Source organism: Burkholderia anthina (assembly GCF_001547525.1).
GTDB lineage: Bacteria > Pseudomonadota > Gammaproteobacteria > Burkholderiales > Burkholderiaceae > Burkholderia > Burkholderia semiarida.
Genome location: NZ_LNJP01000003.1, coordinates 828,410 through 851,439, shown reverse-complemented (window position 1 = coordinate 851,439; position 23,030 = coordinate 828,410). Strand labels below are relative to the sequence as shown.

Sequence of the window (23,030 nt, the reverse complement as noted above, 5' to 3'; positions counted from 1 at the left end):
CCCGGGCGAATCAGGGTATTCCCGGAGGGGTCGTGACGTCCGACGCGGCCCGGCGCGCCGTCGCCGCAACCGCCCCGCGAACCGTGCCGAATCGGGACTAAACTGGTGCGCGATGCCACTGCGCGAACCGGGGAGCCCGCGATGATCGACCTGGCCGATATGCTGCCGTCCGCGCTGCCCGCCGCGCTCGCCTGGGCCGAAGCCGAGGCGGCGAGCGGGCTCGCGCGGGGCGCGCCGCTGACGCCCGCGCAAGCCGACGATGCGCGCGCGGTGGGCGTCGTGCAGCCGGACCTCATTCGCGTGGTGGCGGTCGATCGCATGCCGTTTCCCGATACGCCAACGCTTGCCGAGATCGCCCGCGAGACCGGGCTGCTGTCGCCCGGGACGATCGGCCTCACGCTCGGTCATGCGGTGTACGTGCTGCGCGGGCACGACACGCGCCGCCTGCTGACCCACGAATTCCGTCACGTACATCAATACGAGGCCGCCGGCTCGATCGGCGCGTTTCTTGCGCGCTACCTGCACGAGATCGCGACGGTCGGCTACCACGATGCGCCGCTCGAGGCCGACGCGCGGCAGCACGAGTTCGATTGAGCCGCGACCTTGCCCCCTGAACCCCGACGGCGGCGCGAGCGTGTACATGTTGCGATGAACGTATCCAATGCCCCTGCCGGCCCGGCGTTCGCACACCGGGCCGGCCCGGTCGGGAGTGTGCGATGAGCGACACGATCCATGCGTGGATCGGCGCGATCGGCGCGCATCCGCTGCTCGTGCTGGCCATCGTATTCGTGGCCGCGTGCGCCGAGGCGATCGCGCTGATCGGCACGGTCGTGCCGGCCGGCGCCGTGATGTTCGCGGCCGGCGCGCTGATCGGCGCGGGCGCGCTCGATGCATGGGTGACGATCGGCGTCGCGGCCGTCGGCGCGGTGATCGGCGACGGGATCAGCTACGAACTCGGGCGACGTTACCGCGGGATGATCCGCAACGCATGGGTGCGCTTCGGCTACGCGAGCGCGTACGCGCGCGGCGAGGAATTCGTGTTGCGTCACGGCATGAAGAGCATCGTGCTCGCGCGCTTTCTCGCACCGGTGCGGGCGGTGGTGCCGGTCGTCGTCGGCTGCGCGACGCTGCCGCGCCGGTCGTTCTATCCGGTCAACGTGATCTCGGCACTCGTGTGGGCGCCCGTGCACGTCGCGCCCGGCATTCTGTTCGGCGCATCGGCCGCACTGGCCGCGGCGATCAGCGTGCGGGTCGCCGCCATCCTGCTGGTCGTGGCCGCGCTGGTCGCGCTGGTATGGATCGGCGTGCGCGTCGCGCTGCGGCGCGGCTGGCCGCTGCTGCGCCGTGCGCTCGCCGACGTCGTGCACGCGTGCGCGCGCCGCTGGCCGCGGGTCGGCGCGCGATTGCACGGCGCGATCGCCCGCTTGCGCGCGTTGCCGGGCGCGGTGCCCGTGCTCGCGCTGCTGTTTATCGGCTGCGTGTGGCTGTTCGCGGGAATCGTGCGGAACGTCGTTGCGAACGACCCGCTGATGCATGCGGACATCGCGCTGTACGCGTTCCTGCAGAACCTGCGCACGCCGCCCGTCGACGCCGCGATGAGCGCGCTCGCCGTGCTGCACGGGCACGACACGGGGCTGATCGTCGCGGCCGCGTTTCTCGTCTGGCTGATGATCCATCGCTGCTGGCTGACGGCTGCATGGTGGCTCGCGACGGTCGGCGTCGCCGTCGTGCTCGTGCCGGTGTTCGGCGCGAGCGTGCCCGGCGCGACGCCGGCGAGCCTGCCGCCCGGCGCGCCGCACGTGCCGCTGCCCGATGCCGACGCCGCGTTCGCGATCCTCGCGAGCAGCGGTCTCGGCTGGGTGCTGACGCGCGACCGGCCCGCGCCGTGGCGCATTCCGGTCGTGACGGCGGTCGTGCTGTGGATCGTGCTCGGCGGTTTTGCGCGGCTGTACGTGGGCGATACCTGGTTGTCGGGTCTGCTGGGCGGCTGGAGCCTCGGGCTCGCGTGGTTCGCGTTGCTCGCCGGCGCCTACGCGTACTGGCGCGTGCGCGAACACGTGCAGCCGAGAGGCGCGCTCGTCGCGATGGTGGTCGTGCTCGCGACGGCCGGCGTATGGACGGTTCCCGCGCAATGGCAGATCGATCGCGCATCGCGCCCGCATGCCGGCGACGTGGTCGCGATGACGGTCGACCAGTGGCGGCGCGGCGGGTGGCAGCGCGTGCCGACGCGGCGCACCGAGATCGGCGGCGACCGCGAGGAGTATCTGCCGCTGCAATGGAGCGTGACGTCGGACACGCTCGACCGCCATCTCGCGCAGGCCGGCTGGCAGCGTGCGACGCCGTGGTCGCCGGCCACCGCGCTGCGCTGGCTGTTGCCGCAGGCGCCGGCCGACGCGCTGCCGGTGCTGCCGCGCTATACGCACGGCGAAAGCACGCGGCGCGTGTTCGTCCGCGTCGATCCGGCCCACCCGGACAGCCGCTTCGTGCTGCGGCTGTGGCGTTATCCGTACGTGCTGCAGGACGCGCTCGGCATGCGCCCGCTGTGGTACGGCGCGCTGTATCGCGAGACGCTGCGCCGGCCGGCGCGGCTGATGACGTTCGTGCGCACGACGACGATCGACGATGCGGCGGCGATCGCGCAAGCTTTGGCGGTCGAGCCGACGATCGAGCATCGGCCGCCGGGGACGACGGCCGCGCCGGGCGAGATGCTGCTCGTATGGATGGTCAGGCCGTGAGCGGGCAGGCGTGACGTGCGCCCGTTACGCGTGCGACGGCTGTGCGGGAACGACGGACAGGCGCAGGCCGACGGTCTTGAGCACCGCGAGCAGGGTCTTCAGCGTCGGGTTGCCGTTCGGGGACAGCGTGCGATACAGCGATTCGCGGCTGATGCCGGCCTCGGTCGCGACCGCGCCGAGCCCGCCGTACGCTTCCGCGACCGTGCGCAGCGCGAGCAGGCCGGCCCCGCGGTTGTCGGGATCGTCGAGCGACTCCATTGCGACGCGCAGATAGGCCACCGCGAGTTCGCGGTCGGCGCCGAGCTCGACGACTTCCGCGTCGTGGTGCGATACCGCGCCTTTGAGCTTGTTCATGTTTGCCTCCGTTTTCAGTTCGACCAGTGTTCCTTCGCGCGCCTGTTCGAACCTGGAAAGCATTGTAACTTATAAGCTACAAAAAGGTGGCTGGAACGAGGCAATCCGTATCGCGGCGGCGTTGCGGCCGACACGCACGCGGCGTCTTCATGGCTCGAGGTTTCAGGCAGTGATGCCGGCTTCACGGACGAAGATCATTCTTTCATCCGGTTCGAAGCGTGGCGATTCGGTCGAATGGCCACGGTCGATGGTGTGATGAGGGGCGCGTATCGCAGCGCGGCGTTGCGCGCCGGCGAGCGTCGATGAATCGCGGTACGATCGCTGGCCTGCCTGCCGACATCACCCGCACGAGAGAACCCGCATGATCACGATCCGCCCGATGACCGACGACGATTTCGCACGCTTCTGGCCAACCTACCGCGCCATCGTCGCTGCTCAGGAAACCTACGCATTCGATCCGGAGCCGACGCCGGAAGCGGCGCGCGCACAGTGGCTCGACGCGCCGCTCTGCACGTGGATCGCCGAGGAGGACGGCGTGCTGCTTGGCTCGTACTACCTGAAGGCGAACGCGGCCGGGCCGGGCAAGCACGTGTGCAACTGCGGCTACATGGTGAGCGAGGCCGCGCGCGGACGCGGCGTCGCGCGCCTGATGTGCGAACACTCGCAGCAGGTCGCACGCGAGCGCGGTTTCCTCGCGATGCAGTTCAATTCGGTGGTCGCGACGAACGAGGTCGCGGTCGCGCTGTGGCAGAAGCTCGGGTTCGAGATCGTCGGCCGGCTGCCGCGCGCATACCGTCACGCGCGGCTCGGCTTCGTCGACTGCTTCGTGATGTTCAAATGGCTCGGCGACGCGGCGGCCGCCGAAGCCTGATCCGGCAATCGCCGCCGCGTCAGACGGCGAACGCGCCGTCGAACACGATCCGCTCGTCGAGCGCGAGCGTGCCGCGCGCGAAGATCAGGTCGAGATGGTGGCTGCCGTTTTCGCCGCCGCCGAGCCCGAGATGCAGCCCGGGGTGGCGTTCCTCGAACCCCGCGTTGCGGCCGTACAGCCCGCGAATCCCGAGGTTCGTGCCGATGCCGAATTCCTCGATCCGCCGGTGATTCGCGTGCCGGTCGAGATAGGTCGAGAAATCTCGGCGGAAGCCTGCGTCGTCGGTGTCGAAATCGACGATCGTGCTGTGCTCGACGTGCAGCGTCGCGAGCCGCTCGGCCACCTTGTACTTGATCGCGAAGGGCACGGTGCCGAGAAACGTGCCGCTGAACACGACCGAGCCGTTCAGGTCGGTCACGTGCGTCGCGATCTCGCCGGGCACGACGTCGAGGTTGCCCATGCCGTCCACGCTCGTCCATTTCTGGTCCGGCGCGAGCGAGCCCGTCAGCGTGTTGCCGGCTTCGTCGATGAAGCGGATCCGCGACGCGCGCGCGGCCGCCTCGATCAGCCGGCCGTTGCGTGCGGCGATGTCGTCGAGCGATTCGGCGAACGCCTCGTCGAGATGCGGGCCGTAATCCTTGAATAAAACCGATTTGCTCCAGTGCTCGACGATCGCGGGGCGGATCGCGGCGAGGAACGGCGGCCCGCTCGGAGAAGGCGTCGGCAGGCACGACGAGTCGTACAGCAGCACGAACAGGTCGGCGTCGCCGAGTGCGGCGGCGATGTCGGCGGGTGGGGTGCTTTCGAGGCAGAGGGTGGTCGCGTCAAGCGAATCGGGCAGGGCGGAAAAGGCGCGCAACGCGATGTCGCGATTGCGGGTGTCGTAGCCGACCAGCAGTTTTCCCGATTCGCCGCGCGCCAGCTTGTCGCGCAGCGCCGGGTGAAAGCCGAGCGCGCGGTGCAGGTTCAGCATGCGTATCTCCGGAAGCGGCGGAAGGGCCGCGGCCCTTCCGCGAGAACGGGTGGCCCGCTCAGACCGGCCAGAGCGCGGTGCCGAACGGCACCACGGCGTCCTCGACCATCATGTCGACGGCCTCGGGGTGCGTGTCTTCCTGCATCCAGTCAAGCAATTCGATTTGCTGGGTTTCCTGCATGTCAATTCTCCTGTGGTGAACATGAGTGATTCAACATGAAAGCGCGGAAAAACAATCCCGCTCCTCGTTCGATATTTTGTGAATGCCGGACGAGTGGCGTCGATATTAGTCGGATGAATTTACGAAAGCAATGCGTTGCAAGCTTTTTAGCGGAAGCGTGCTAAACAAGGGCGTTTGCGGTTCAAATATTGGAAAAACCGGATAAAACGACAGGCGGGTCACGCATCTTTTTTTAGTGAATCGAATTCGGGTGGCAGAAATGAATTCGATCATTTTTAATTTGGATTCAATTGCCGGAATTGCTGCGATTTATGTCATTGAAGAAAGCCGCATGCGAGCGTCATCCGAGCAACGCCTTGCCGATCGCCTTCGTCGGCTCGGAGCGCAGCACCAGCGAAGTCGTGACCGCGCCGAAGCGGGCAATCGCATCGATGAGGGTTTCGAGCTGGCCCGGTGTCGGCACCAGCACCTTCAGCAGAAAGCAATCCTCGCCGGTCATGCGATGGACTTCGATCACATGCGGCATCTCGGCAAACGTGCGCAGCGCCGGCTTGATGTGCTCGTGGGTCGTTTTCAGCCGGATGATGGCCATCATGCCCAAGCCCAGTGCCGCCGGATCGATCCGTGCGCCGTAGCCGGCGATGATGCCGCGTTCTTCCAGCCGCTTCACGCGCTCCGACGTCGCGGGCTGCGACAGCCCGATACGCCTGCCCACTTCCGACAGCGGCGTCCGCGCGTTCTCCTGCAGCGCTTCGAGGATCGCAAGATCCAGGCGATCGAGTGCTTCGTCCGGCATGACGGTCCTCCGGTACCGTTGATTCATCGGCATTCTGGCTCAATAACCGATGACTTGCCATTCCATGCCGATCGGCGCCCCGTCACACTGCGGGCTTTGCGTTGACGGAGGGCGTGATGGAGCAAGCGATCGTGATCGTGCCGGGTATCGGCAATTCGGGACCGGATCATTGGCAGAGCCACTGGGAGGCGGCGTTGCCCGGCGCCGCGCGCATCGCGCCGGCTTCGTGGGAGGCGCCCGACCTGGCCGACTGGACGGCGGCGCTGGACGCGGCCGTCGCGAACGCCGGGGCGCCGCCGCTCGTGGTTTGTCACTCGCTGGGTTGTCTGTTGTTCGCACATTGGCATGCCGCATCGGCGCGCGCGGTGCGCGGCGCGTTTCTCGTGGCCGTGCCCGACCCGCAAGGGCCGCGCTTTCCGGTTGCCGCCGCCGCGTTCGCGAACCTGCCGAAGCGTTCGTTCGGGCGTGTGCCGGTGCTGGCGATCGCGAGCGCGGACGATCCTTACGATCCATCCGGGCGCGCGCTCGAATGGGCAACGGAACAGGGCGCGACGCCGCTTCTGCTCGGCGCACGCGGCCATCTGAACGCGGCGTCCGGGTTGGGCGGATGGTCGGAAGGGCGCGCCCTGCTTGCGGCTTTTGCGGCCGGACTCGGGCGGTAGTGCGGGTCAGCGCCGGCCGACCTTCGGCTTATTCACGCCGTTGCGCCGGACAGAGAGGAGCGGGTGCACCGGCCGTCGCGATTTTGCCGCGTGCGCGCGCCGGTTTCGCGGCGGCTCCAGTATGATCGACCGATGGCGGCGGAAGCCCCGGAATCGAACAACGAAGGAGACACCCCCGATGCGTGCAGTGCCGCAACCGGAGCGTGCCGGCCGCTCGCGGCCGGACGCCGGCGCAACCGATCCCGGCCGCATGGCCGCGTGGCGGCTCGCGATCGGCCTGTCGCTCGGCAGCGCGATCGCGCTTGGCCTCGCACGCTTTTCGTACGCGCTGCTGCTGCCGCCGATGAAGGCCGATCTCGGCTGGACGTTCGCGCAGGCCGGCGCGCTGAACACGGCGAACGCGGCCGGCTACCTGATCGGCGCGCTGGCATTCCCGCTGCTGTCGCGGCGCTGGCGCGCGGGCACGCTGCTCGCGGCCGGCTGCGCGTTGACCGCCGTGCTGATGGCCGCGGGCGGGCTCACGTCGGACATGCACGCGCTGCTGGCGCAGCGGCTGGCAACGGGTGTCGGCAGCGCATCGATCTTCATCAGCGGCGGCGTGCTGGCCGCGCGGCTCGCATCCGCGTCGCCGCGCGACGCGGGGCTGCTGCTCGGCCTTTATTACGGCGGCACGGGATGGGGCATCGTCGCGTCGTCGCTGCTCGTGCCGGCCACGCTCGTGCCGCGCATGCACGGCTGGCAACCTGCGTGGTTCGCGCTCGCGACGGCGTGCGTGCTGTTCTCGGCGGTGGCCGTGTCGGCGGCACGCCGCATCGAGCAGGCACATGCGGCACCGGTCACGCGGGCCGACGCCGACGGCGCGAAACCGGCGGTGACCGCGAGTGCGGCCCGCTTCGCGCTCGCGCTGGCCGGCTACGGCCTGTTCGGCGTCGGCTATATCGGCTACATGACGTTCATCGTCGCGCTGCTGCGCGGCGCGGGGATGAGCGGCACGGTGGTCGCCGCGTTCTACGTGATGCTCGGGATCGCGACCGTCGTGTCCGCGCGGCTGTGGTCGGGGTTGCTCGACCGGATGCGCGGCGGCCAGGCGCTCGCCGTGCTCAACGCGCTGCTCGGCGTCGCGACGCTGATGCCCGCGCTGTTCGTGCATCCGGTTGCCGCGTTCGCGTCGGGCTTGCTGTTCGGCGCGACGTTCCTGTCGGCGGTCGCGTCGACGACAGCCTTCGTGCGGCATAACCTGCCGCCCGACGGCTGGGCGAAGGGCATCAGCGCGTTCACGACGGTCTTCGCATTCGGGCAGATCGCGGGGCCGGTCGCGATCGGGTGGGTGTCGGACAGCGCGGGCCTTGCGCGCGGGCTCGTGTATTCGGCGCTGACGCTGTTCGCGGGCGCCGCGCTCGCGGCCGGGCAGCGCGCGCTGTGCAGCAGGTCCGCGTAGTCGCGCGAACGTCACCGCACGCACGCGGCGCGCGACACGCGATGAAACGCACGGCTGAAGTAGATGAGGCTGTCGCCGTCGTCGCGCACGCGAATCGACGTCGCCTCGATGAACATCACCGAGTGCGAGCCGACTTCCTTCATCTCGGCGATCGTGCCCTGCAGGCTTGCGAGCGCATCGCGCAGCACCGGCACGTCCTGTTCGCCGCGATCCCATACGGGCAACTGGAAGCGCTGTTCCATCGGCAGGTCGGTGAGCCCCGCGAAGTGTCGCGCGAGCAGTTCGTGCTCGGCCGGCAGCACGTTGATGCACACCTGACGGTTGCGCTCGAAGGTCGCGTGCATCGCGCTCGACCGGTTCAGGCACACGAGCAGCGTCGGCGGCGCATCGGTGACGGAGCACACGGCGCTCGCGGTGATCCCGCAGCGGCCGTGCGGCCCGGCGGTGGTGATCACGTTGACGGCCGCGCCGAGGTGGGCCATCGCCTGGCGGAAGGCCTTCTGCGCGTCGGTCGGCTCGACGCGCGGCGGTCGCTGGATATCGGTCGTGGAAGACATGGGCGCTCCTGATTGGACGAAAGCGGCGAACCGCGCGGCGCTGCGAGGGCAGCGCCGGATCGCCGACGATGACCCAAGCGTACGTCGCGAAAAGGCGGCCGACCATTCGCACGATTGACGATCGGGATGGCGTTCCTGCCAACGCGTCTAAAGGTTCTACCTAGACGCGCGCCGCCGCGTGCAAAAAAAGCCGCGATTGTGCGTTCGCGCGGCACGTCCAGGGGTTTGCAGCGGGTTTTCGGCTCGTTATGATGTGCCGCACACCCCCAGCGAACGACGCTTGCGCAACGCCGGCCACCGGCGTTGCGCGCGGCGCGTGCGATACCGATACCGATATTCAGCGAGACCCCCGCGATGACGTCACCCGCACCGATCGTATACATCGTCGACGACGACAGCGGCATGCGGACGTCGCTCGCCTGGTTGCTCGAATCGGTCGGCATCGCGTCCGAGGGATTCGCGAGCGCCGCCGACTTTCTCGCGCGCTTCGACGTGAACCTGCCTGCGTGTCTCGTGCTCGACGTGCGGATGCCGGAGAAAAGCGGCTTCGACGTGCAGGCCGAACTGAACGCGCGCGGCGCGACGCTGCCGGTGATCTTCGTCAGCGGGCACGGCGACATTCCGATGTCGGTGCGCGCGCTGCAGAACGGGGCGATCGATTTCGTCGAGAAGCCGTACAACTCGCAGCAGATGCTCGAGCGCGTGCAGCGTGCGTTGCGGCTCGCGCAGCAGCGGCATGCGGTGAGCCAGCGCCACCGCGAGCTGCGCCAGCGGCTCGATGCGCTGACCGCGCGCGAGAAGGAAGTGCTGCGCGGCGTCGTGGACGGCAAGGGCAGCAAGCAGATCGCATCCGATCTGTCGATCAGCGTGAAGACGGTCGACGTGCATCGCGCGAGCATCAAGGAGAAGCTCGGCGCGACGTCGATCGCCGCGCTCGTGCGCGACGTGATGGTCGTGTGGGGCGACGACGGTGAGCCGTCGCGATGAGGTTCGGCGCGTTCAGCGCATGTACAGCCCGCCGTTGATGTCCCAGCATGCGCCATTCGCGAAATGCGCGTCGCCCGACGCGAGCAATACGGCTGCATCCGCAACGAAAGCGGCCGACCCGAGCTTGCCGCCCGGCAGGCTCGCGAGCACCTGACGCAGCTTGTCGGGCGCGACGCTTTCGTACACGATCGGCAGATCGAGCGGGCCCGGCGAGATCGCGTTGACGGTGACGCCCTGCGCGGCGAGATCGCGCGCGAACACCTTGGTCAGCGTCAGCGTGCCGCCTTTCGCGGCCGCATAGTGCGCGCCCGTGGCCGAGCCGCCGTTCTGCCCGGCGAGCGACGCGATGTTGACGATGCGGCCCGCGCCGCGCCGCGCGAAATACTGGCCGAACACCTGGCAGCCGAACAGGACGCTGCGCAGGTTCACGTCGATTACGTAGTCGAACTGCTCGGCCGTGATCTCCATCGCCGGCACGACCTTCGATGCGCCCGCGTTGTTGACGAGCACGTCGATCGCGCCCCAGCGCGCGACGAGCACATCGCGCGCCGCTTCGAAATCGCGTTTCGACGTGACGTCGAGCGGCAGTGCGATCGCGCGTTCGCCGCTCGGATCGAGCTCGCGCGCATGCACATGAACGGCATCGGCCGCGATGTCGGCCAGCGCGACGCGGTAGCCGGCCGCATGGAAGCGTTCGGCGATGACGGCGCCGAGCCCGCGCGCGGCGCCGGTGACGAGGACGACTCGGTCTGACATGGTGTGGTGTTCCGTGGTTCGTGGGCGCACGCCGGTGAAGGCGGCCCCCGCATCGTGGTTCATGCGGCCAGCGCCGCTTCGAAGTGTGCCGCGATCGCGCAGACCCGTTCGTCCGCGCCCTTGCGCCCGACGATCTGCAAGCCGGCCTTCAATGGCGAACCGGCGAGCGGCAGCGGCAGGCTGAGCGCGGGATGGCCGCTCAGGTTGAACGGCCGGATCAGCGACGACATCGCGATCACCGATACGCCGTCGCGGGCCTGCTGCAGCGTGATCGGTAGCGCGGGCAGCGTCGGCAGCACCAGCACGTCCGCGTGTTCGAGCGCGGCATCGACCTGCGCGGCGAAGCGTGCGCGCACGGCCTCGGCTTCCTTCAATGCCGCAGGCGCGGTCGTTGCGGCCGCACGCAATCGTGCATCGAGATCGGCGCCGAGTTTGCCGGTCGCGACCAGATGGCCGAACGCGCGCGACGTTTCCGCGTTGATCACGGTGAGCCCCGCAGCGAACGCGGCCGGCATTGCATCGAGCACGACCGTGTGCGAGCACAGGCCCGATGCGCGAACGGCCGCGTCGAGCGCGGCGGCGATCGCCGGCTCGGCTTCCACGGCGAGTCGAGCGATCGTGCAGCCTTCAACGGAGGCGGTCGCCCGCGCGCGATCGAAGCCCGGCGCGATCGCGGCCATCACCGCGACGAGCGTGCGGAGGTCGCGGGCGAATGGCCCGACGCAATCGAGCGTGGTTTCCGCGGGCGCGACGCCGCGCCGCGACACACGCCCGAACGTGGGCTTGAGCCCGGCCACGCCGCAGCAGGCGGCCGGCCCGCGAATCGAGCCGCCGGTATCGGTGCCGAGCGCCGCATCGACGGCACCGAGCCCGACGAGCGACGCGGAGCCGCTCGACGAGCCGCCCGGAATGCGTGAGGCGTCCTGCGGATTGACGGGCGTGCCCGTGTAGTCGTTGATGCCGGTCATGCCGAACGCGAGCTCGTGCATGTTCGCCTTGCCGGCGATCTGCCAGCCGGCGTCGAGCAGCAGGCGGACCACATCCGCGTGGCGTACGGCCGGCGGCGCATCGGCGAGCGCGCGGCTCGCCGCGCGGGTCGGATGGCCCGCGACGTCGATCGTATCCTTGATCGCGATCGTCGGGCCCGGGCCGCCGAGTGTGAAAGTGTCGATGAAGCCTGTCATGGTCGGTATCGTGCGAAAGCGGCGGGAAACATCAGGACCGTGGCGCGGCGGCGAGCGGCCACGGGCCGTCGAGCACGCGTTCGGTGCGGAAATGGCGGATCAGCCAGGCGGAGCCGCTGGCGGCCGGCGCGAAATCGACGGTCAGCCGCGCGGCGATCAGCTCGGCCGAGCCGTCCGCGTAGCGCGACGCCTGCAGCATGACCCAGCGGCCGCGTGCGCTTGCATGGCCGGCGCCGATCTCGATCGACTCCGACGTCAGGAAGTGCAGGTTCGCCGCGAAATGCGGATCGGGCGGCAGATAGCGGCCGAGCATCGCGACGATCGCGGCGGTGCCTTCGACGCGGCCGAACTTCTTTGCATACTGCGGGCCGATGCCTTCCCACACGGCGTCGGCCGTGAACAGTTCGGCCAGCGACGGGCCCGCGCCCGCATCGTCGGGTACGTCGCACAGCGCCATGTACCGCGTGATCGTCGCGCGCACCGCGCGCTCGGCGTCGAGCGCCGCGACGCGCCGCGCGAGCGCGTCGATCGCGGCGAGTGTCAGGTCGCTCATCGCGCGCCTCACGCCGCGGGCTTCGCGGCCGGCGGCACGGTCAGCGCGCGGCCGACGCGCGCCTCGATCTTGCCGTAGCGCCACAGGTTGTATTCGCCGACGGGCGTCGTGCGGTACAGGTTGCACACGGCGACCGCCGTGTCGAAATCGGCGACGTCGGCCATGATGTAGAAGGTCCATGGCGCGCCGTCGGCCTGGCCGACCACGAGGCGGTCGTCGTCCATCACGCCGAGCACGCGCACGCCGGGCATCGCCTCGACGGCCGCGAGCATCGCGCCGTACGCCTGCCACACTTCGCCGATCCGCTCGCGCGGCAGGTCGAAGAAATTCTGCGACACGCCGCAGCAGAACAGCACGCGCAGCGGCAGCGGATTCGAATCGGACATATCGGGTTCTCCAGAGGAATCGGTTGGGGTGCATGATCCGGCCGGCGAGCGCGCTCCGGATCCGGTTTCATGCGTATGCATCGCGGTTTCGGCCGATGCCGGTCACAGATAGCCGGGAAACGGCGTGACGCCGGTAAACACCGCGCCCGCGCCGTCGAAGTTGCCTTCGCCGAGAAACGCGTGCTGCGTGACGACCATCGCATCGCGCAGCAGCCGCTGCAACGGATGCGTGCGATAGATCGCCGCCGTGCCGCCGAGGCGGTACGCGCGTTCGACGACGCTCGCGCCTTCGCGCGCGATCTGCGTAGCCGCGAGCCGCAGCAGGCTGACCTGGTCGGGCGTCACCGGATTGCCGGCGAGGATCGATTGCCACACCGTATCGGTCGCGTCGTAGAAGAACGCGCGTGCCGAGCGCAGTTGCGCTTCGGCCTTCGCGAGCTCGATGCGGTAGTACGCGCGATCGGCGAGACGCGGCGCGCCGGTCGTCGTCTGGCGGCCGCCCGACATCCGGTTCACGACGTCGAGCGCCGCGCGCGCGAGGCCGAGGTTGACGACGGCCAGCACCTGCGCCGCATACGCGACGGTCGGGTAGCGGTACAGCGGTTCGTCGACCGTCGCCTCGCCGCCGCGCACGAAGGTCCACGCCTCGGGCACGAAGCGGTCGTTCACGCGCAGGTCGTGGCTGCCGGTGCCCTGCATGCCGACCACGCTCCAGTTCTCGACGATCTCGACATCGGCGGCGCGGAACACGGCCGTGCGCGGCTTGTTGGGCGCCGCGTCCCGCGCGCCCGGCACGGCGATGCCGACGCCGAGCCAGTCGGCGCCCTTGCAGCCGCTCGCGAATTTCCACGTGCCGTTCACGCGCCAGCCGCCCGGAGCGTCCTGCGCGGGCTGCACCGGAAACAGGCCGCCCGCGAACACCTGATCGGGGCCGCTCGCGTACAGCTCGGCCTGCGTGTCGAGCGGCAGCGCGGCGAGGTAGACGTTCGCGGAGCCGAAGCTCGCGACCCACGCGGCCGAGCCGTCGGCGGTCGCGATCCGTTCGATCATGTCGAGGAACGCGGTCGGCGCGAGCGCGTCGCCGCCGAAGCGGCGCGGCGTGCCCGCGCGATAGATGCCGGCCTGCTTGAACAGCGCGATCACGTCGCGCGGCACGTGCGACAGCCGGTCGAATTCGTCGCGGCGCGCGGCGACGGTTTCGATCACCGCGTCGAGCGGCGACAACTGCCCGGCCGCGGGACGGGCCGCGGGCGGCGAAGGCGGCGCGGATTCGATGGCGAGGGCGGCTTGCGGCATGAAAGTCTCCTGGGGATGGGGCGATGTCGGGCATTCGCATGTGCGTTTCATATGCAAACAGACCTAGTCTAGAAACGCCGAAAACACGCGGCAATTGGTGCGTTGGGCCGCCTGACTGGTGACGCTCCGTGCCGGCCTAAAGAAATCTTCAGATGCGATCGGCGCGCGCCGGTGCTATGTTGGGCTTCCGGCCGCGCGACGCCGCGCGCCTTGCTCCGAATCCGATCATGAGTTTTCCCGACGAAGACGATTTCCACCGGCTGCTCGACGCGCTGACCACGTGCGTGCTGCTGCACGACGCGCAGACCAAGGCGATCGTGTGGGCGAATCGCGCCGCGTGCATCGCGCTCGGTTTTTCCGTCGAGGAATTGCTGCCGCTGAAGGCGCCGGACATGACGCGCCCAGAGCCGAAGTATCGGCGCGAGATCGCGGTGAGCGCGTGGGATCGCGCGCTCGTCGACGGGCCGCAGGTGTACGAATGGTGTTATCGATCGCGTACGGGCGTCGACATGCTGTCCGAGGCCACCGCGACCTACGTGCCGCTGCGCGGGCGCGACGTCGTGATGGTGCAGTTTCGCGACATCAGCGCGGAAGAGGCGGTGCGCCAGCAATTGCGCCGCTACGAGGCGCGGCTGCGCGAGTTCATGCAGGATCTCGACGAAGGAATCGCGGTCGTGACGCCGCACGGCGGCGTGCAGTTCATCAGCGAGTCGGGCCGCCGCGTGCTCGGGCTCGCGCCCGGCGAACCGCTCGGCGAGGTGCTCGACTACTGCGCCGAAGCCGATCGCGACCGGCTCGTCGCGCAGTTGCGCGATGCACCGTCGGCGCATCCGTCCGCGCCGCAGCGCTACCGGATCGTGCGGCGCGACGGCTCGGCATGCTGGCTGCGCATCCTGTGCCGGCAGGTCGAGATCGAAGGCGATCTCGACGGGCTGCTCGTGCAGTTCCGCGACGTGAGCGACGAAGTCGCGATCGAGGATGCGCGGCGCGCCGAGGCGCGGATGCTCGAATACGCGGGCCGTTACAACGCGATGGGCGAGATGGCGACCGTGATCGCGCACGAGTTGAGCCAGCCGCTCGCGGCCGTGCGCAATTTCATCGAAGGCGCGGTGCGACGGCTGAACGGCAACGGCGCCGTCGACGACGCGATCTGGGGGCTGCGCAGCGCGGACCGGCAGGCCGAGCACGCGGCGCTGATCATCAAGAGCGTGCGCGAGTTCATCGTGAAGCGCGAGCCGGTCGTCGCGCGGGCCGACCTGCGCGACATCCTCGCGGACGTCGCGTACTTCATCGAGCTGCGCGCGAAGGAGGCCGGCGTGACGGTCACGATCGTGCAGGCCGACACACCGCTGCCGATCCGTTGCGAGCGCGTGCTGATCGGGCAGGTGATCCTGAATCTCGCGTTCAATGCGATCGAGGCATTCGCCAGTTGCGAGCGCGTGCCGCGCACGCTGACGCTCGGCACCGCGAACGTGGCCGGCCAGGCGGAGTTGCGTGCGGTCGACAATGGCCCGGGCATCGAGGCCGGCGCGCACGAGCGGCTGTTCGACGGCTTCTCGTCGTCGAAGGCCGGCGGCAACGGGATCGGGTTGTCGCTGTGCAAGAGCATCGTCACGCGCCACGGCGGGCGGATCGCCGCGAGCGCGGCTGCTGGCGGCGGGCTCGACTGCCGCGTCACGTTGCCGCTCGCGGACGGTTGAGCGCAACCGCGGCGGCGCGTCGCGGCGGGGCGGCGGCGCACGGCGCATCGTCAGCGCCCCAGCGCCCGCGCGGTCCGGCCGCCGATGCCGAAGTCGGTGTTCGGAATGTCCTTGATGATCACGCGCGTCGCCTGCAGCGGCGCGTCGAGCACATTCGCGCCCGCGTCGGACAGCGCGGCGATCAGCGCGCGCTTCTGCTCGTCGGTGCGGCCGGCGATCAGGATCGCGACGATCACCGGCAGCGACGGCGGCGCGCCGTCCGCGGCGCTGCGGCCGCCGAGGCCGATATGCGTCGCGGGCAGTTCGGTGAGCAGCACGCGCACCGATTCGATCGGTGCGCCGATCGCGTCGACGGTCGCATCGGTCAGTCTCGCGATCAGTTCGGCCTTGCGCGCATCGTCATGGCCGGCCGGCAGGAAAACTTCGAGTGTGGGCATGATGGCTCGGAAAGGTGAAGGTGACCGGTTCACCTTTGCGCGTGCAGCGGTGAACCGGCCACGGCTTACAGCAGGAAGCCGATCGCGCTGAGCGCTTCGGTCGAGTCGATCAGGCGCACGACCTTCTCCGCGATCCGCATCTCGCCGTCGGCATCGACGTGCAGCTTGTGCGTGACGTCGGCCGCGAACAGCGTCGCGACACCGCGCTTGTACGCGACGACGACCTGCGCCGATTTCAGCTCGACGGTGTCGGCGCTGCCGCTCTCCAGCGTGAAGCGCGACACGGTGCGCACCGTGCGCGCCGCGTCGGCGGCCGACGCCGAGTAACCGGACACCATCCGCTGCACGCGCTTCTCGCGCATGTCGTGGTCGTCGAACACGTAGTTCAGCGTCGCCGCGAAGTCGGTCGCGTCGGGATCGATCGGCACCACGTAGTGGCCGGCCGGATCCCACAGGTCGAGCCATGCGCGGTAGTCGCGACGGTCGAGCATCTCGGCTTCGCGCCACACGAATTCGACCGCGCGGGCGAAGGTCTGCTCGGAAAAGAGGGCGTTGCGGTCGTCCATCACTGTTGCTCCATCATCTTGCGCCACTGCTGGTAGGCCTCGCGCATGCCGGTTTCGTCGGTCGCGTGCGCGGTCTTTTCGCCGTTCGCGGCGGTAATTTCACGGTTCAGCCCGCGATTCACGAGGATCGGCACGTCGGGGCCCGCATGCGCGCCGCGCTGCACGCGCTCCCAGGCTTCCGCGTCGTCGGGGCTGCCGAAGCCGAACGGGCCCTGGAAGTGTTCGTGAATGCGCAGGCGCTCGCGGTTCGCTTCGTCGGGGCCGCCGTCCATCGCGAGCGCGACGTGGCGGATCTCGGTTTCGTTCGCGGAGATCGGCCGCAGCACGCGGAAGAACGCCATCGACAGCGCGAGGTTCGGGAACAGGTTCAGGTTGAAGCCGACGCCCATCAGCGAGCGCACGATGCGGCGCACTTCGTCCGGCGCGTGGCGCTCGGCGAGCTTCGCCGCGAGCGGCGCGAAGCGTTCGGGCAGCGGGGCGCCGTCGTCCGCGTCGAGATCGATCAGCTCGGGCATCAGCACCGCGAGGCTGTGGCCGTTGCCGAGCGCGCGGCAGAACGCGTCCTCGCTCGTCATGAAGCGCGTGATCGCGGCGGCCGTTTCGTCGTCGATCGACTTCATCCACGACTTGTGCACGACCGGGAAGTGGTAGAGGTCGGTGGTGTTCTCGAGCTGGATCTTCCAGTTGCCCTTGAACCTGAACTTGTGCTCGCCGTTCGCCTTGATCGGGTAGCCGGCGCCCTGTTTCATGAACAGGTCGATCCACGGCTTCGCGCCGCCGAGGAAATCCTCGAGCGGCTCGATCGCGTCGTTGAAGCTCGCGAAGATCAACCCCTGGTACACGCCGACGCGCAGCTTCACGAGCGGCAGGTCGCCCTTGTCGCACACGCCTTCGTAGCCGTCGCCGTACGGCAGCGCGCGCAGCGTGCCGTCGAGCGCGTACGACCAGCTGTGATACGGGCACGTGAAGCCCTTCGCGTTGCCCTTGTGCGCTTCGCACACGGTCGCGCCGCGATGGCGGCAGCGGTTCTGCAGCACGTTGATCTCGCCGGTCTTGTCGCGCACGACGATTACCGGCTGGCGGCCGATCGTCGTCGTGATGAAGTCGCCCGGGTTCGGCAGTTCGCTTTCGTGCGCGACCCAGATCCAGGTGCGGTAGAAGATGCGGTCGAGCTCGGCTTCGAACAGCGCGGGGTCGTGGTACATCGCGGGCGCGATGCGGTCGGGCTGCGCGAGACCGTGCAACGCGCGGGTGTCGATCGTCTGGTAGGCAATGTCGCTCATCGTCGTCGTGGGGAAAGAGTCGCGAAAATCGGGCCGCGCCGGGCGCAGCGTCCGGAGACCAGTCTCGTCTTCTGCTACATATCGGTCAAATTGATCTAAAATCGATGATCAAATAAATGCGGCAAATGATGGAGGTCACGATGACATCGGTCGATCATCTCGATCTGAACCTGTTGCGCGTATTCCAGGCGATCGTCGAGGAACGCAGCCTGACGAAGGCCGGCGAGCGGCTTGCGCTGTCGCAGCCGGCCGTCAGCTATTCGCTCGGCCGGCTGCGCACGCTGTTCGACGATCCGCTGTTCGTGCGCACGCGCGCCGGCATGCAGCCGACGCCGGTCGCGCTGGAGCTCGCCGGCATCGTCGGCAAGGCGCTCGACATGGTGCGCGTCGCGCTGCGCTACGCGGAGCGCTTCGATCCGGCCACCAGCACGCGCACGTTCCGGCTGTCGCTGTCGGATGCGGGCGAGATGGCGTACCTGCCGGCGATCTGCCGGGCGCTGCGCGAGCGCGCGCCGCGCGTGACGCTCAGCGTGCAGCCGCTGCCGGTGGAGGAGATCGAGGAAGCGCTGCGCGCGAGCCGGCTCGACTTCGCGATCGGCAACCTGCCGGAGCTGATGCCGCGCACGCGCCACCAGGTGCTGTTCGAGGAAACCTACGTGTGCATGACGGGCCGGCGGCGCGGCTTGCCGGCCGGCGCCGCGCTGAGTCTCGAGCAGTTCGTGCGCGCCGCGCACGTGAACGTGAAATCGGTCGAGCACAGCCACCACGCGCTCGACGATGCGTTGCGCGCGCAAGGCGTGGGCCGCAACATCGCGCTCGAGGTGCCGCACTTCGTCGCGCTGCCGAGCGTGCTGTCGGTCACCGATCTGTATGCGACGCTGCCGAAGCGGCTCGCGCGGATCCTGAACCGCGACAACGCGTTCCGGCTGTATGAGCTGCCGGTCACGCTGCCGCCCGCGCCGGTGACGATGCACTGGCACGAGCACTTCCACGAGGACGAGGGCAACGCATGGATGCGCGTGTTGCTCGCGGAGATCGTCGAGCGTTTCGACGAATGACGATCGGGCGGTGCGAGATGGGCGGCGGCCGCGTGTCGCCGGCGCCGGCCTGTCCCGACCTTCAGCGCATCGGTGCGTCAGTCGATCGCCAGATCGCGATGCGCCAGCGCGCCCCGTGCATCAGAGATCGAGCACGAGCACGGGCGATCGCGCACGCGACACGCAGCAGCAGATCACCGTGTTGCTCGCGCGCTCGGCCTTGCTCAGGCAGTGATCGCGATGATCGGGTTCGCCGTCGAGCACCGGCACCATGCAGGTGCCGCACACGCCTTCGCCGCATGAGGTATCGACCTGGATGCCGATCTTCGCGAGTGCGTCGACGATCGACGTATCGGGTGCGACGCGCACCGATTGGCCGCTGCGTTGCAGGCGCACTTCGAAGCCGTCCGCCGCGGCGTCATCCGCGGCGGTGACGGCCGCCGACGGTTCCGCCGCGAAGCGTTCGAGATGAATCGCGTCTTCCGGAACGCGCGTGGTCGCGGTGGCGACGACCGCATCCATGAACGGCCCGGGCCCGCACGTATAGACATGCGCGCTCGAGTCGATCGACTCCATGCAGCGGCCGAGTTCGGCCGCGAGCGCATCGGGCTCGACGCCGTAGTGGAACGTCACGTGCGATGCGAACGGCTCGGCCGACAATTCGTCGACGAAGGCCGCGTGGGAGCGGCTGCGCGCGAAGTAATGCAACCGGTAGCGTGCGCCGCGCCGGTTCAGCGCATACGCCATCGACAGCAGCGGCGTGATGCCGATGCCGGCTGCGACCAACACGTGCTCGCTCGCGTCATCGGTCAGACGAAACAGGTTGCGCGGCGTGCCGATCGACAATTCGGCGCCGACGCTCACGTCGTCGTGCAGCGAGCGCGAGCCGCCGCGCGAGTGCGTTTCCTTCTTCACCGCGAACAGGTAGCTGCGGCGCTCGTCGGGGTTGCCGCACAGCGAGTATTGCCGCGTGATGCCGGACGGCGCGGTGACGTCGATATGGGCGCCGGGTTCGTACGCGTCGAACGGCTGGCCGTCGACGCGCGAGATCCGGAAACAGCGGATGTCCTGCGCCGCGTCGATCAGCGCATCGATCCGGACCTGGTGGCGGTTCGCTTGCATGGGAAATTCCGTGGGTAGAGAAAAGCGGCGCGGCCGAGCCCGCGCCGGCATGCAATCGAGAATAGGGATGGGCCTCGCATAAATCAAATCGATTAAAAATCGATGTTGGAATAAGCGGGATGGATGATAGTGGGCATGCCGATTGTCGCTGGCCGGCGTGGCGGCGATCGCGCGGCCGGTGCGCGGACCACGCGATCGGTGAACCGCGCGGCTTCAGCGAACGGCGATGGCGTTGCCGCCGTCGACGGCCGCGTCGGCCGAAGCCGATGCCGCCGCATGACCGCGTTCGCGTTCGAGGCTGCGGCGATAGCGGCGACACCCTGCGGCGAGCAGCAGCGCGGCCAGCGTGCCCGCCGCGACGTTGACGATCGACATCGAATGGCCGACCGCGGCCGGCGCGCCGAACACGCGATCGGTGAACAGCGCGACGACGGTCGTGCCGATCCCGAGCGCGATCAGGTTCGACACGAGCAGGAACAGCGCGGAGATCTGCGCGCGCATCTGGTTCGGCGCGAGCGTCTGCATCGCGGCGGTCGACGTCGGCATCGGGAACGATGCGAAGAACATCGCGACGACCAGCATCGCGAGCGACGCGGGCAGGCTGTCGAGCTGCGTGAACAGCGTCGCGGGAATCACCATGCACGCGGCGCCGATCGCGCCGGCACGCATCGGCGCATCGCTTCGGCCGCGCCGCAGCAGCCAGTCGTTGAGCCAGCCGCCGCAGAACACGCCGGCCGTGTTCGCGGCCAGCAGCACGATGCCGAGCGTGTAGCCGGCTTCGACGGCCGTCATCCCGAAGTGGCGGATATAGAACGCGGGCGTCCAGCTCAGCAGGCAGTACAGCGTCATCGCATAGAACGAGAAGCCGAGGTAGTGGCACGCGAAGGTCGCGCGATGCGCGCCGACGAAGCGCAGCGAATCGCGCATCGACACGCGCCGCACGGCGCCCGAGCGATCCTGCGCGAGCCCCTTGCGCTGCGGATCGCGCACGGTCGCGGCGAACAGCAGCGCAACGAGGATCCCCGGCAGCCCGACGATCAGGAACGTGACCTGCCAGGCATGCACCTGCCCGACGATCGGCAGCGTGAACGCGCTCGCATGCTTGAGCAGCGCGATCACGTAGCCGCCGATCAGGAACGCGATGCCGCCGCCGATGAACGAGCCGAGCGAATACACGGCGATCGCGCGGCCGAGCTTCTCCTTCGGGAAGTAGTCGGCGAGCATCGAATACGCGCCGGGCGACAGCGCGGCCTCGCCGACGCCGACGCCCATCCGCGCGACGAACATCTGCACGAAATGCTGGCTGAGCCCGCATGCGGCGGTCGCGACGCTCCACAGCGCGATGCCGAGCGAGATGATGCGCGGGCGCGCATAGCGGTCGGCGAGATACGCGACCGGCAGCCCCATCACCGCATAGAACAGCGAAAACGCGAAGCCGTTGAGCAGGCTGAACTGCGTATCGGACAGGTGCAGGTCGCGCTTGATCGGTTCGATCATCAGCACGAGGACCTGGCGGTCGACGAACGAAAAGATGTACGCGAGCATGCAGATGACGACGACATACCATTCGTACGTATAGCGCTTGCCGTCGGCAGCGCGGGCCGTGGATGCGGACATGCGGGTTCTCCAGGAGCGGGCGGTGGAAACGCGCGGCATCGGCCTCGCGGGCCGGGCGCCGTCGCGGCGCGAACGCGTGCGGGTGACACGATCGGAAACGCAGCGTAGTCGGCCAAATTCGGCCGCCATAGCCGGAGTGACAGCCGCGCCACACGGACATTTACCGACGCGGATAAAGAAAACACCGAGGCCCTGCGCGGGAGCCGCCCCGCAGCGTACGTGCGACGGGGCGCGCGCGCATCATGCGGCGCGTCTATAAGCGTTATAGAGCGCATTGCGTCGACGTCCGAAATTGTCGTTCCTAGACTCGGCCGGGTTTTGATCGGCAGCGTTCGCGTCTGAAAGCGGACGCGCTTCACATCGAGCGGCGCGATGCCGACAGGCGCCGCAACTTCTACGGGACGACGCAGATGAACCAACCGAACGGGCGGGCCGACCGGCTTGCCGTACTGCTTGCCGCGCTGCTCGCGTGCATGACGCTGCCGGCCGCCGCGCAATCGAGCATGACGCTCTACGGCCGCATCGACACCGCGATCGAATACGCGAACGCCGGGCCGAACCACGTGACACGCATGGGCAGCGGCAACCTGTGGGCGTCGCAGTGGGGGCTGAAGGGTGTCGAGGATCTCGGCGGCGGCTACGCGACGATCTTCAAGCTCGAGAACGGCTTCAATGCGGCGAGCGGCGCGTTGTCGAACAGCAGCGCGCTGTTCGGCCGCGAAGCGTGGGTCGGCATCACGGGGCCGTTCGGCGGCGTGCAGTTCGGCGAGCTCTACACGATCCTGCATACGACGCTCGTCACGTACAGCCTGCCCGGCCTCGGCGCGGGGCTCGCCTGGGGCAACGCGACCAACAACTTCGTCGGGCCCGCGTTCCTGCGCGTGCGCAACTCGATGCGCTACACGTCGCCGCGCTACGCGGGCTTCATGCTGCGCGCGATGGCCGCGCGCGGCGCCAATGGCGCGGCCGGGCAGCCGGCGACGCTCGGCGATACGTACGGCGCGGGCATCAACTACGTGCGCGGCGGGCTGTCGGTCGACGTCGACTACATGCAGCAGAAGTTCAGCCCGGTAGCGGCATCGACGCTCGGCAACACGAGCCCGGCCGCGAACGGCAACTACACGCTCGGCGCGATTTCGTACGACTTCAAGGTCGTGAAGGTGGCAGCGCTGTATATGCGCCATCGCGGCGGCCCCGATGTGGCGACCGCGGTCGACAGCCAGAGCGCGTATCCGCACAGCGACATCATGGAGCTCAGCGCGACGGTGCCGATCGGACGCGCGTCGCTGCTGCTGAGCGTCGGCCATTACCGGAAGGTGGCCGACAGCGACGGCAACGCCGATTCGTACGGCATCCGCTTCGACTATCCGCTGTCGAAGCGCACGGTGCTGTACACGGGCGCCGCGATGGTGCGCAACGGCGCGCATGCGCGCTTCGTCGTCAACGGCGCGGCGGGCGGCGGCGTCGCGGTCGCGAAGCCGGGCGCGACCGCGAGCGCGCTCGTCGCGGGCATCCTCACGTCGTTCTGACCGTTTTGGC

Annotated in this window: 24 protein-coding genes; 9 read left to right on the top strand and 15 right to left on the bottom strand. The window is 69.0% G+C overall.

The window, feature by feature from the left end; genetic code table 11:
- Positions 1-141 precede the first annotated feature (141 nt).
- Positions 142-594, top strand: a complete 453-nt coding sequence (locus WS64_RS24030) for a hypothetical protein (protein ID WP_059640324.1) — start codon at positions 142-144, stop codon at positions 592-594.
- 122 nt (positions 595-716) lie between these two features.
- Positions 717-2,735 (top strand): VTT domain-containing protein, encoded by a 2,019-nt coding sequence (locus tag WS64_RS24025; protein ID WP_060967918.1) that lies wholly within the window; start codon positions 717-719, stop codon positions 2,733-2,735.
- Between the two features lie 24 nt (positions 2,736-2,759).
- On the opposite strand, the gene WS64_RS24020 is transcribed toward WS64_RS24025, so the two are convergent.
- Positions 2,760-3,089: a helix-turn-helix domain-containing transcriptional regulator gene (locus tag WS64_RS24020; RefSeq protein ID WP_060968572.1), complete on the bottom strand. Its 330-nt coding sequence runs from the start codon at positions 3,087-3,089 to the stop codon at positions 2,760-2,762.
- Between the two features lie 361 nt (positions 3,090-3,450).
- Here WS64_RS24020 and WS64_RS24015 point away from each other — a divergent pair, with 361 nt between their 5' ends.
- The gene (locus WS64_RS24015; RefSeq protein WP_059580082.1) at positions 3,451-3,960 is read left to right on the top strand and encodes a GNAT family N-acetyltransferase; all 510 of its coding nucleotides are present in this window, start codon (positions 3,451-3,453) and stop codon (positions 3,958-3,960) included.
- Between the two features lie 19 nt (positions 3,961-3,979).
- On the opposite strand, the gene WS64_RS24010 is transcribed toward WS64_RS24015, so the two are convergent.
- From WS64_RS24010 to WS64_RS24005, 3 genes are all read right to left on the bottom strand, one after another.
- Positions 3,980-4,933: a M29 family metallopeptidase gene (locus tag WS64_RS24010; protein WP_060967917.1), complete on the bottom strand. Its 954-nt coding sequence runs from the start codon at positions 4,931-4,933 to the stop codon at positions 3,980-3,982.
- 58 nt (positions 4,934-4,991) lie between these two features.
- Positions 4,992-5,114, bottom strand: coding sequence for a hypothetical protein (locus WS64_RS35535; protein WP_006479692.1), 123 nt, complete (start codon positions 5,112-5,114; stop codon positions 4,992-4,994).
- 340 nt (positions 5,115-5,454) lie between these two features.
- Positions 5,455-5,910, bottom strand: a complete 456-nt coding sequence (locus WS64_RS24005) for an Lrp/AsnC family transcriptional regulator (protein ID WP_059580088.1) — start codon at positions 5,908-5,910, stop codon at positions 5,455-5,457.
- 116 nt (positions 5,911-6,026) lie between these two features.
- Here WS64_RS24005 and WS64_RS24000 point away from each other — a divergent pair, with 116 nt between their 5' ends.
- Together WS64_RS24000 and WS64_RS23995 are read left to right on the top strand one after the other, a co-directional pair.
- Positions 6,027-6,572, top strand: a complete 546-nt coding sequence (locus WS64_RS24000; RefSeq protein WP_059640318.1) for an RBBP9/YdeN family alpha/beta hydrolase — start codon at positions 6,027-6,029, stop codon at positions 6,570-6,572.
- Positions 6,573-6,750: 178 nt separating this feature from the next.
- Positions 6,751-8,010: a YbfB/YjiJ family MFS transporter gene (locus WS64_RS23995; RefSeq protein WP_059640316.1), complete on the top strand. Its 1,260-nt coding sequence runs from the start codon at positions 6,751-6,753 to the stop codon at positions 8,008-8,010.
- A gap of 11 nt (positions 8,011-8,021) precedes the next feature.
- Here the strand turns inward: WS64_RS23995 and hpaC are convergent, their stop codons facing one another.
- The gene (hpaC, locus tag WS64_RS23990) at positions 8,022-8,567 is read right to left on the bottom strand and encodes a 4-hydroxyphenylacetate 3-monooxygenase, reductase component (protein ID WP_059580098.1); all 546 of its coding nucleotides are present in this window, start codon (positions 8,565-8,567) and stop codon (positions 8,022-8,024) included.
- A 354-nt stretch (positions 8,568-8,921) separates the two neighbouring features.
- Between hpaC and WS64_RS23985 the strand changes: the two genes are divergently transcribed.
- Positions 8,922-9,554 (top strand): response regulator transcription factor, encoded by a 633-nt coding sequence (locus WS64_RS23985; protein WP_059580100.1) that lies wholly within the window; start codon positions 8,922-8,924, stop codon positions 9,552-9,554.
- Between the two features lie 12 nt (positions 9,555-9,566).
- Here WS64_RS23985 and WS64_RS23980 read toward each other — a convergent pair whose 3' ends face one another.
- The 5 genes from WS64_RS23980 to WS64_RS23960 form a co-directional block, all read right to left on the bottom strand.
- On the bottom strand, positions 9,567-10,310 hold the full coding sequence (locus WS64_RS23980; protein WP_060968571.1) for an SDR family NAD(P)-dependent oxidoreductase: 744 nt from the start codon (positions 10,308-10,310) through the stop codon (positions 9,567-9,569).
- Positions 10,311-10,369: 59 nt separating this feature from the next.
- A complete protein-coding gene (locus WS64_RS23975; protein ID WP_060967916.1) occupies positions 10,370-11,494 on the bottom strand; it encodes an amidase in 1,125 nt (374 codons plus the stop codon).
- Between the two features lie 31 nt (positions 11,495-11,525).
- The gene (locus WS64_RS23970) at positions 11,526-12,047 is read right to left on the bottom strand and encodes a nuclear transport factor 2 family protein (RefSeq protein WP_060967915.1); all 522 of its coding nucleotides are present in this window, start codon (positions 12,045-12,047) and stop codon (positions 11,526-11,528) included.
- 8 nt (positions 12,048-12,055) lie between these two features.
- A complete protein-coding gene (locus WS64_RS23965) occupies positions 12,056-12,433 on the bottom strand; it encodes a hypothetical protein (RefSeq protein ID WP_060967914.1) in 378 nt (125 codons plus the stop codon).
- Between the two features lie 102 nt (positions 12,434-12,535).
- Entirely contained in the window at positions 12,536-13,729 is a 1,194-nt protein-coding gene (locus WS64_RS23960; protein WP_059640309.1) for an acyl-CoA dehydrogenase family protein, read from the bottom strand.
- Positions 13,730-13,881: 152 nt separating this feature from the next.
- Between WS64_RS23960 and WS64_RS23955 the strand changes: the two genes are divergently transcribed.
- Positions 13,882-15,429 carry a sensor histidine kinase gene (locus WS64_RS23955; RefSeq protein ID WP_060967913.1) on the top strand — a complete coding sequence of 516 codons (1,548 nt, stop codon included), beginning with the start codon at positions 13,882-13,884 and terminating at the stop codon, positions 15,427-15,429.
- Between the two features lie 50 nt (positions 15,430-15,479).
- Here WS64_RS23955 and WS64_RS23950 read toward each other — a convergent pair whose 3' ends face one another.
- The 3 genes from WS64_RS23950 to WS64_RS23940 all read right to left on the bottom strand — a co-directional run bounded on the left by WS64_RS23950 (position 15,480) and on the right by WS64_RS23940 (position 17,715).
- On the bottom strand, positions 15,480-15,866 hold the full coding sequence (locus WS64_RS23950) for a tautomerase family protein (protein ID WP_060315739.1): 387 nt from the start codon (positions 15,864-15,866) through the stop codon (positions 15,480-15,482).
- A gap of 65 nt (positions 15,867-15,931) precedes the next feature.
- Positions 15,932-16,435 carry an aromatic-ring-hydroxylating dioxygenase subunit beta gene (locus WS64_RS23945; protein ID WP_060967912.1) on the bottom strand — a complete coding sequence of 168 codons (504 nt, stop codon included), beginning with the start codon at positions 16,433-16,435 and terminating at the stop codon, positions 15,932-15,934.
- Entirely contained in the window at positions 16,432-17,715 is a 1,284-nt protein-coding gene (locus WS64_RS23940) for an aromatic ring-hydroxylating oxygenase subunit alpha (protein WP_060967911.1), read from the bottom strand. Before WS64_RS23940 ends, WS64_RS23945 begins: the two co-directional genes overlap by 4 nt.
- A 140-nt stretch (positions 17,716-17,855) precedes the next feature.
- Here WS64_RS23940 and WS64_RS23935 point away from each other — a divergent pair, with 140 nt between their 5' ends.
- The gene (locus WS64_RS23935; protein WP_060968570.1) at positions 17,856-18,773 is read left to right on the top strand and encodes a LysR family transcriptional regulator; all 918 of its coding nucleotides are present in this window, start codon (positions 17,856-17,858) and stop codon (positions 18,771-18,773) included.
- Positions 18,774-18,893: 120 nt separating this feature from the next.
- Here the strand turns inward: WS64_RS23935 and WS64_RS23930 are convergent, their stop codons facing one another.
- Positions 18,894-19,874, bottom strand: a complete 981-nt coding sequence (locus tag WS64_RS23930; protein ID WP_060967910.1) for a PDR/VanB family oxidoreductase — start codon at positions 19,872-19,874, stop codon at positions 18,894-18,896.
- Positions 19,875-20,087: 213 nt separating this feature from the next.
- Entirely contained in the window at positions 20,088-21,491 is a 1,404-nt protein-coding gene (locus WS64_RS23925) for a spinster family MFS transporter (RefSeq protein WP_060967909.1), read from the bottom strand.
- Positions 21,492-21,901: 410 nt separating this feature from the next.
- On the opposite strand from WS64_RS23925, the gene WS64_RS23920 reads away from it, so the two are divergent.
- Positions 21,902-23,020 (top strand): porin, encoded by a 1,119-nt coding sequence (locus tag WS64_RS23920; protein ID WP_060967908.1) that lies wholly within the window; start codon positions 21,902-21,904, stop codon positions 23,018-23,020.
- Positions 23,021-23,030 lie beyond the last annotated feature (10 nt).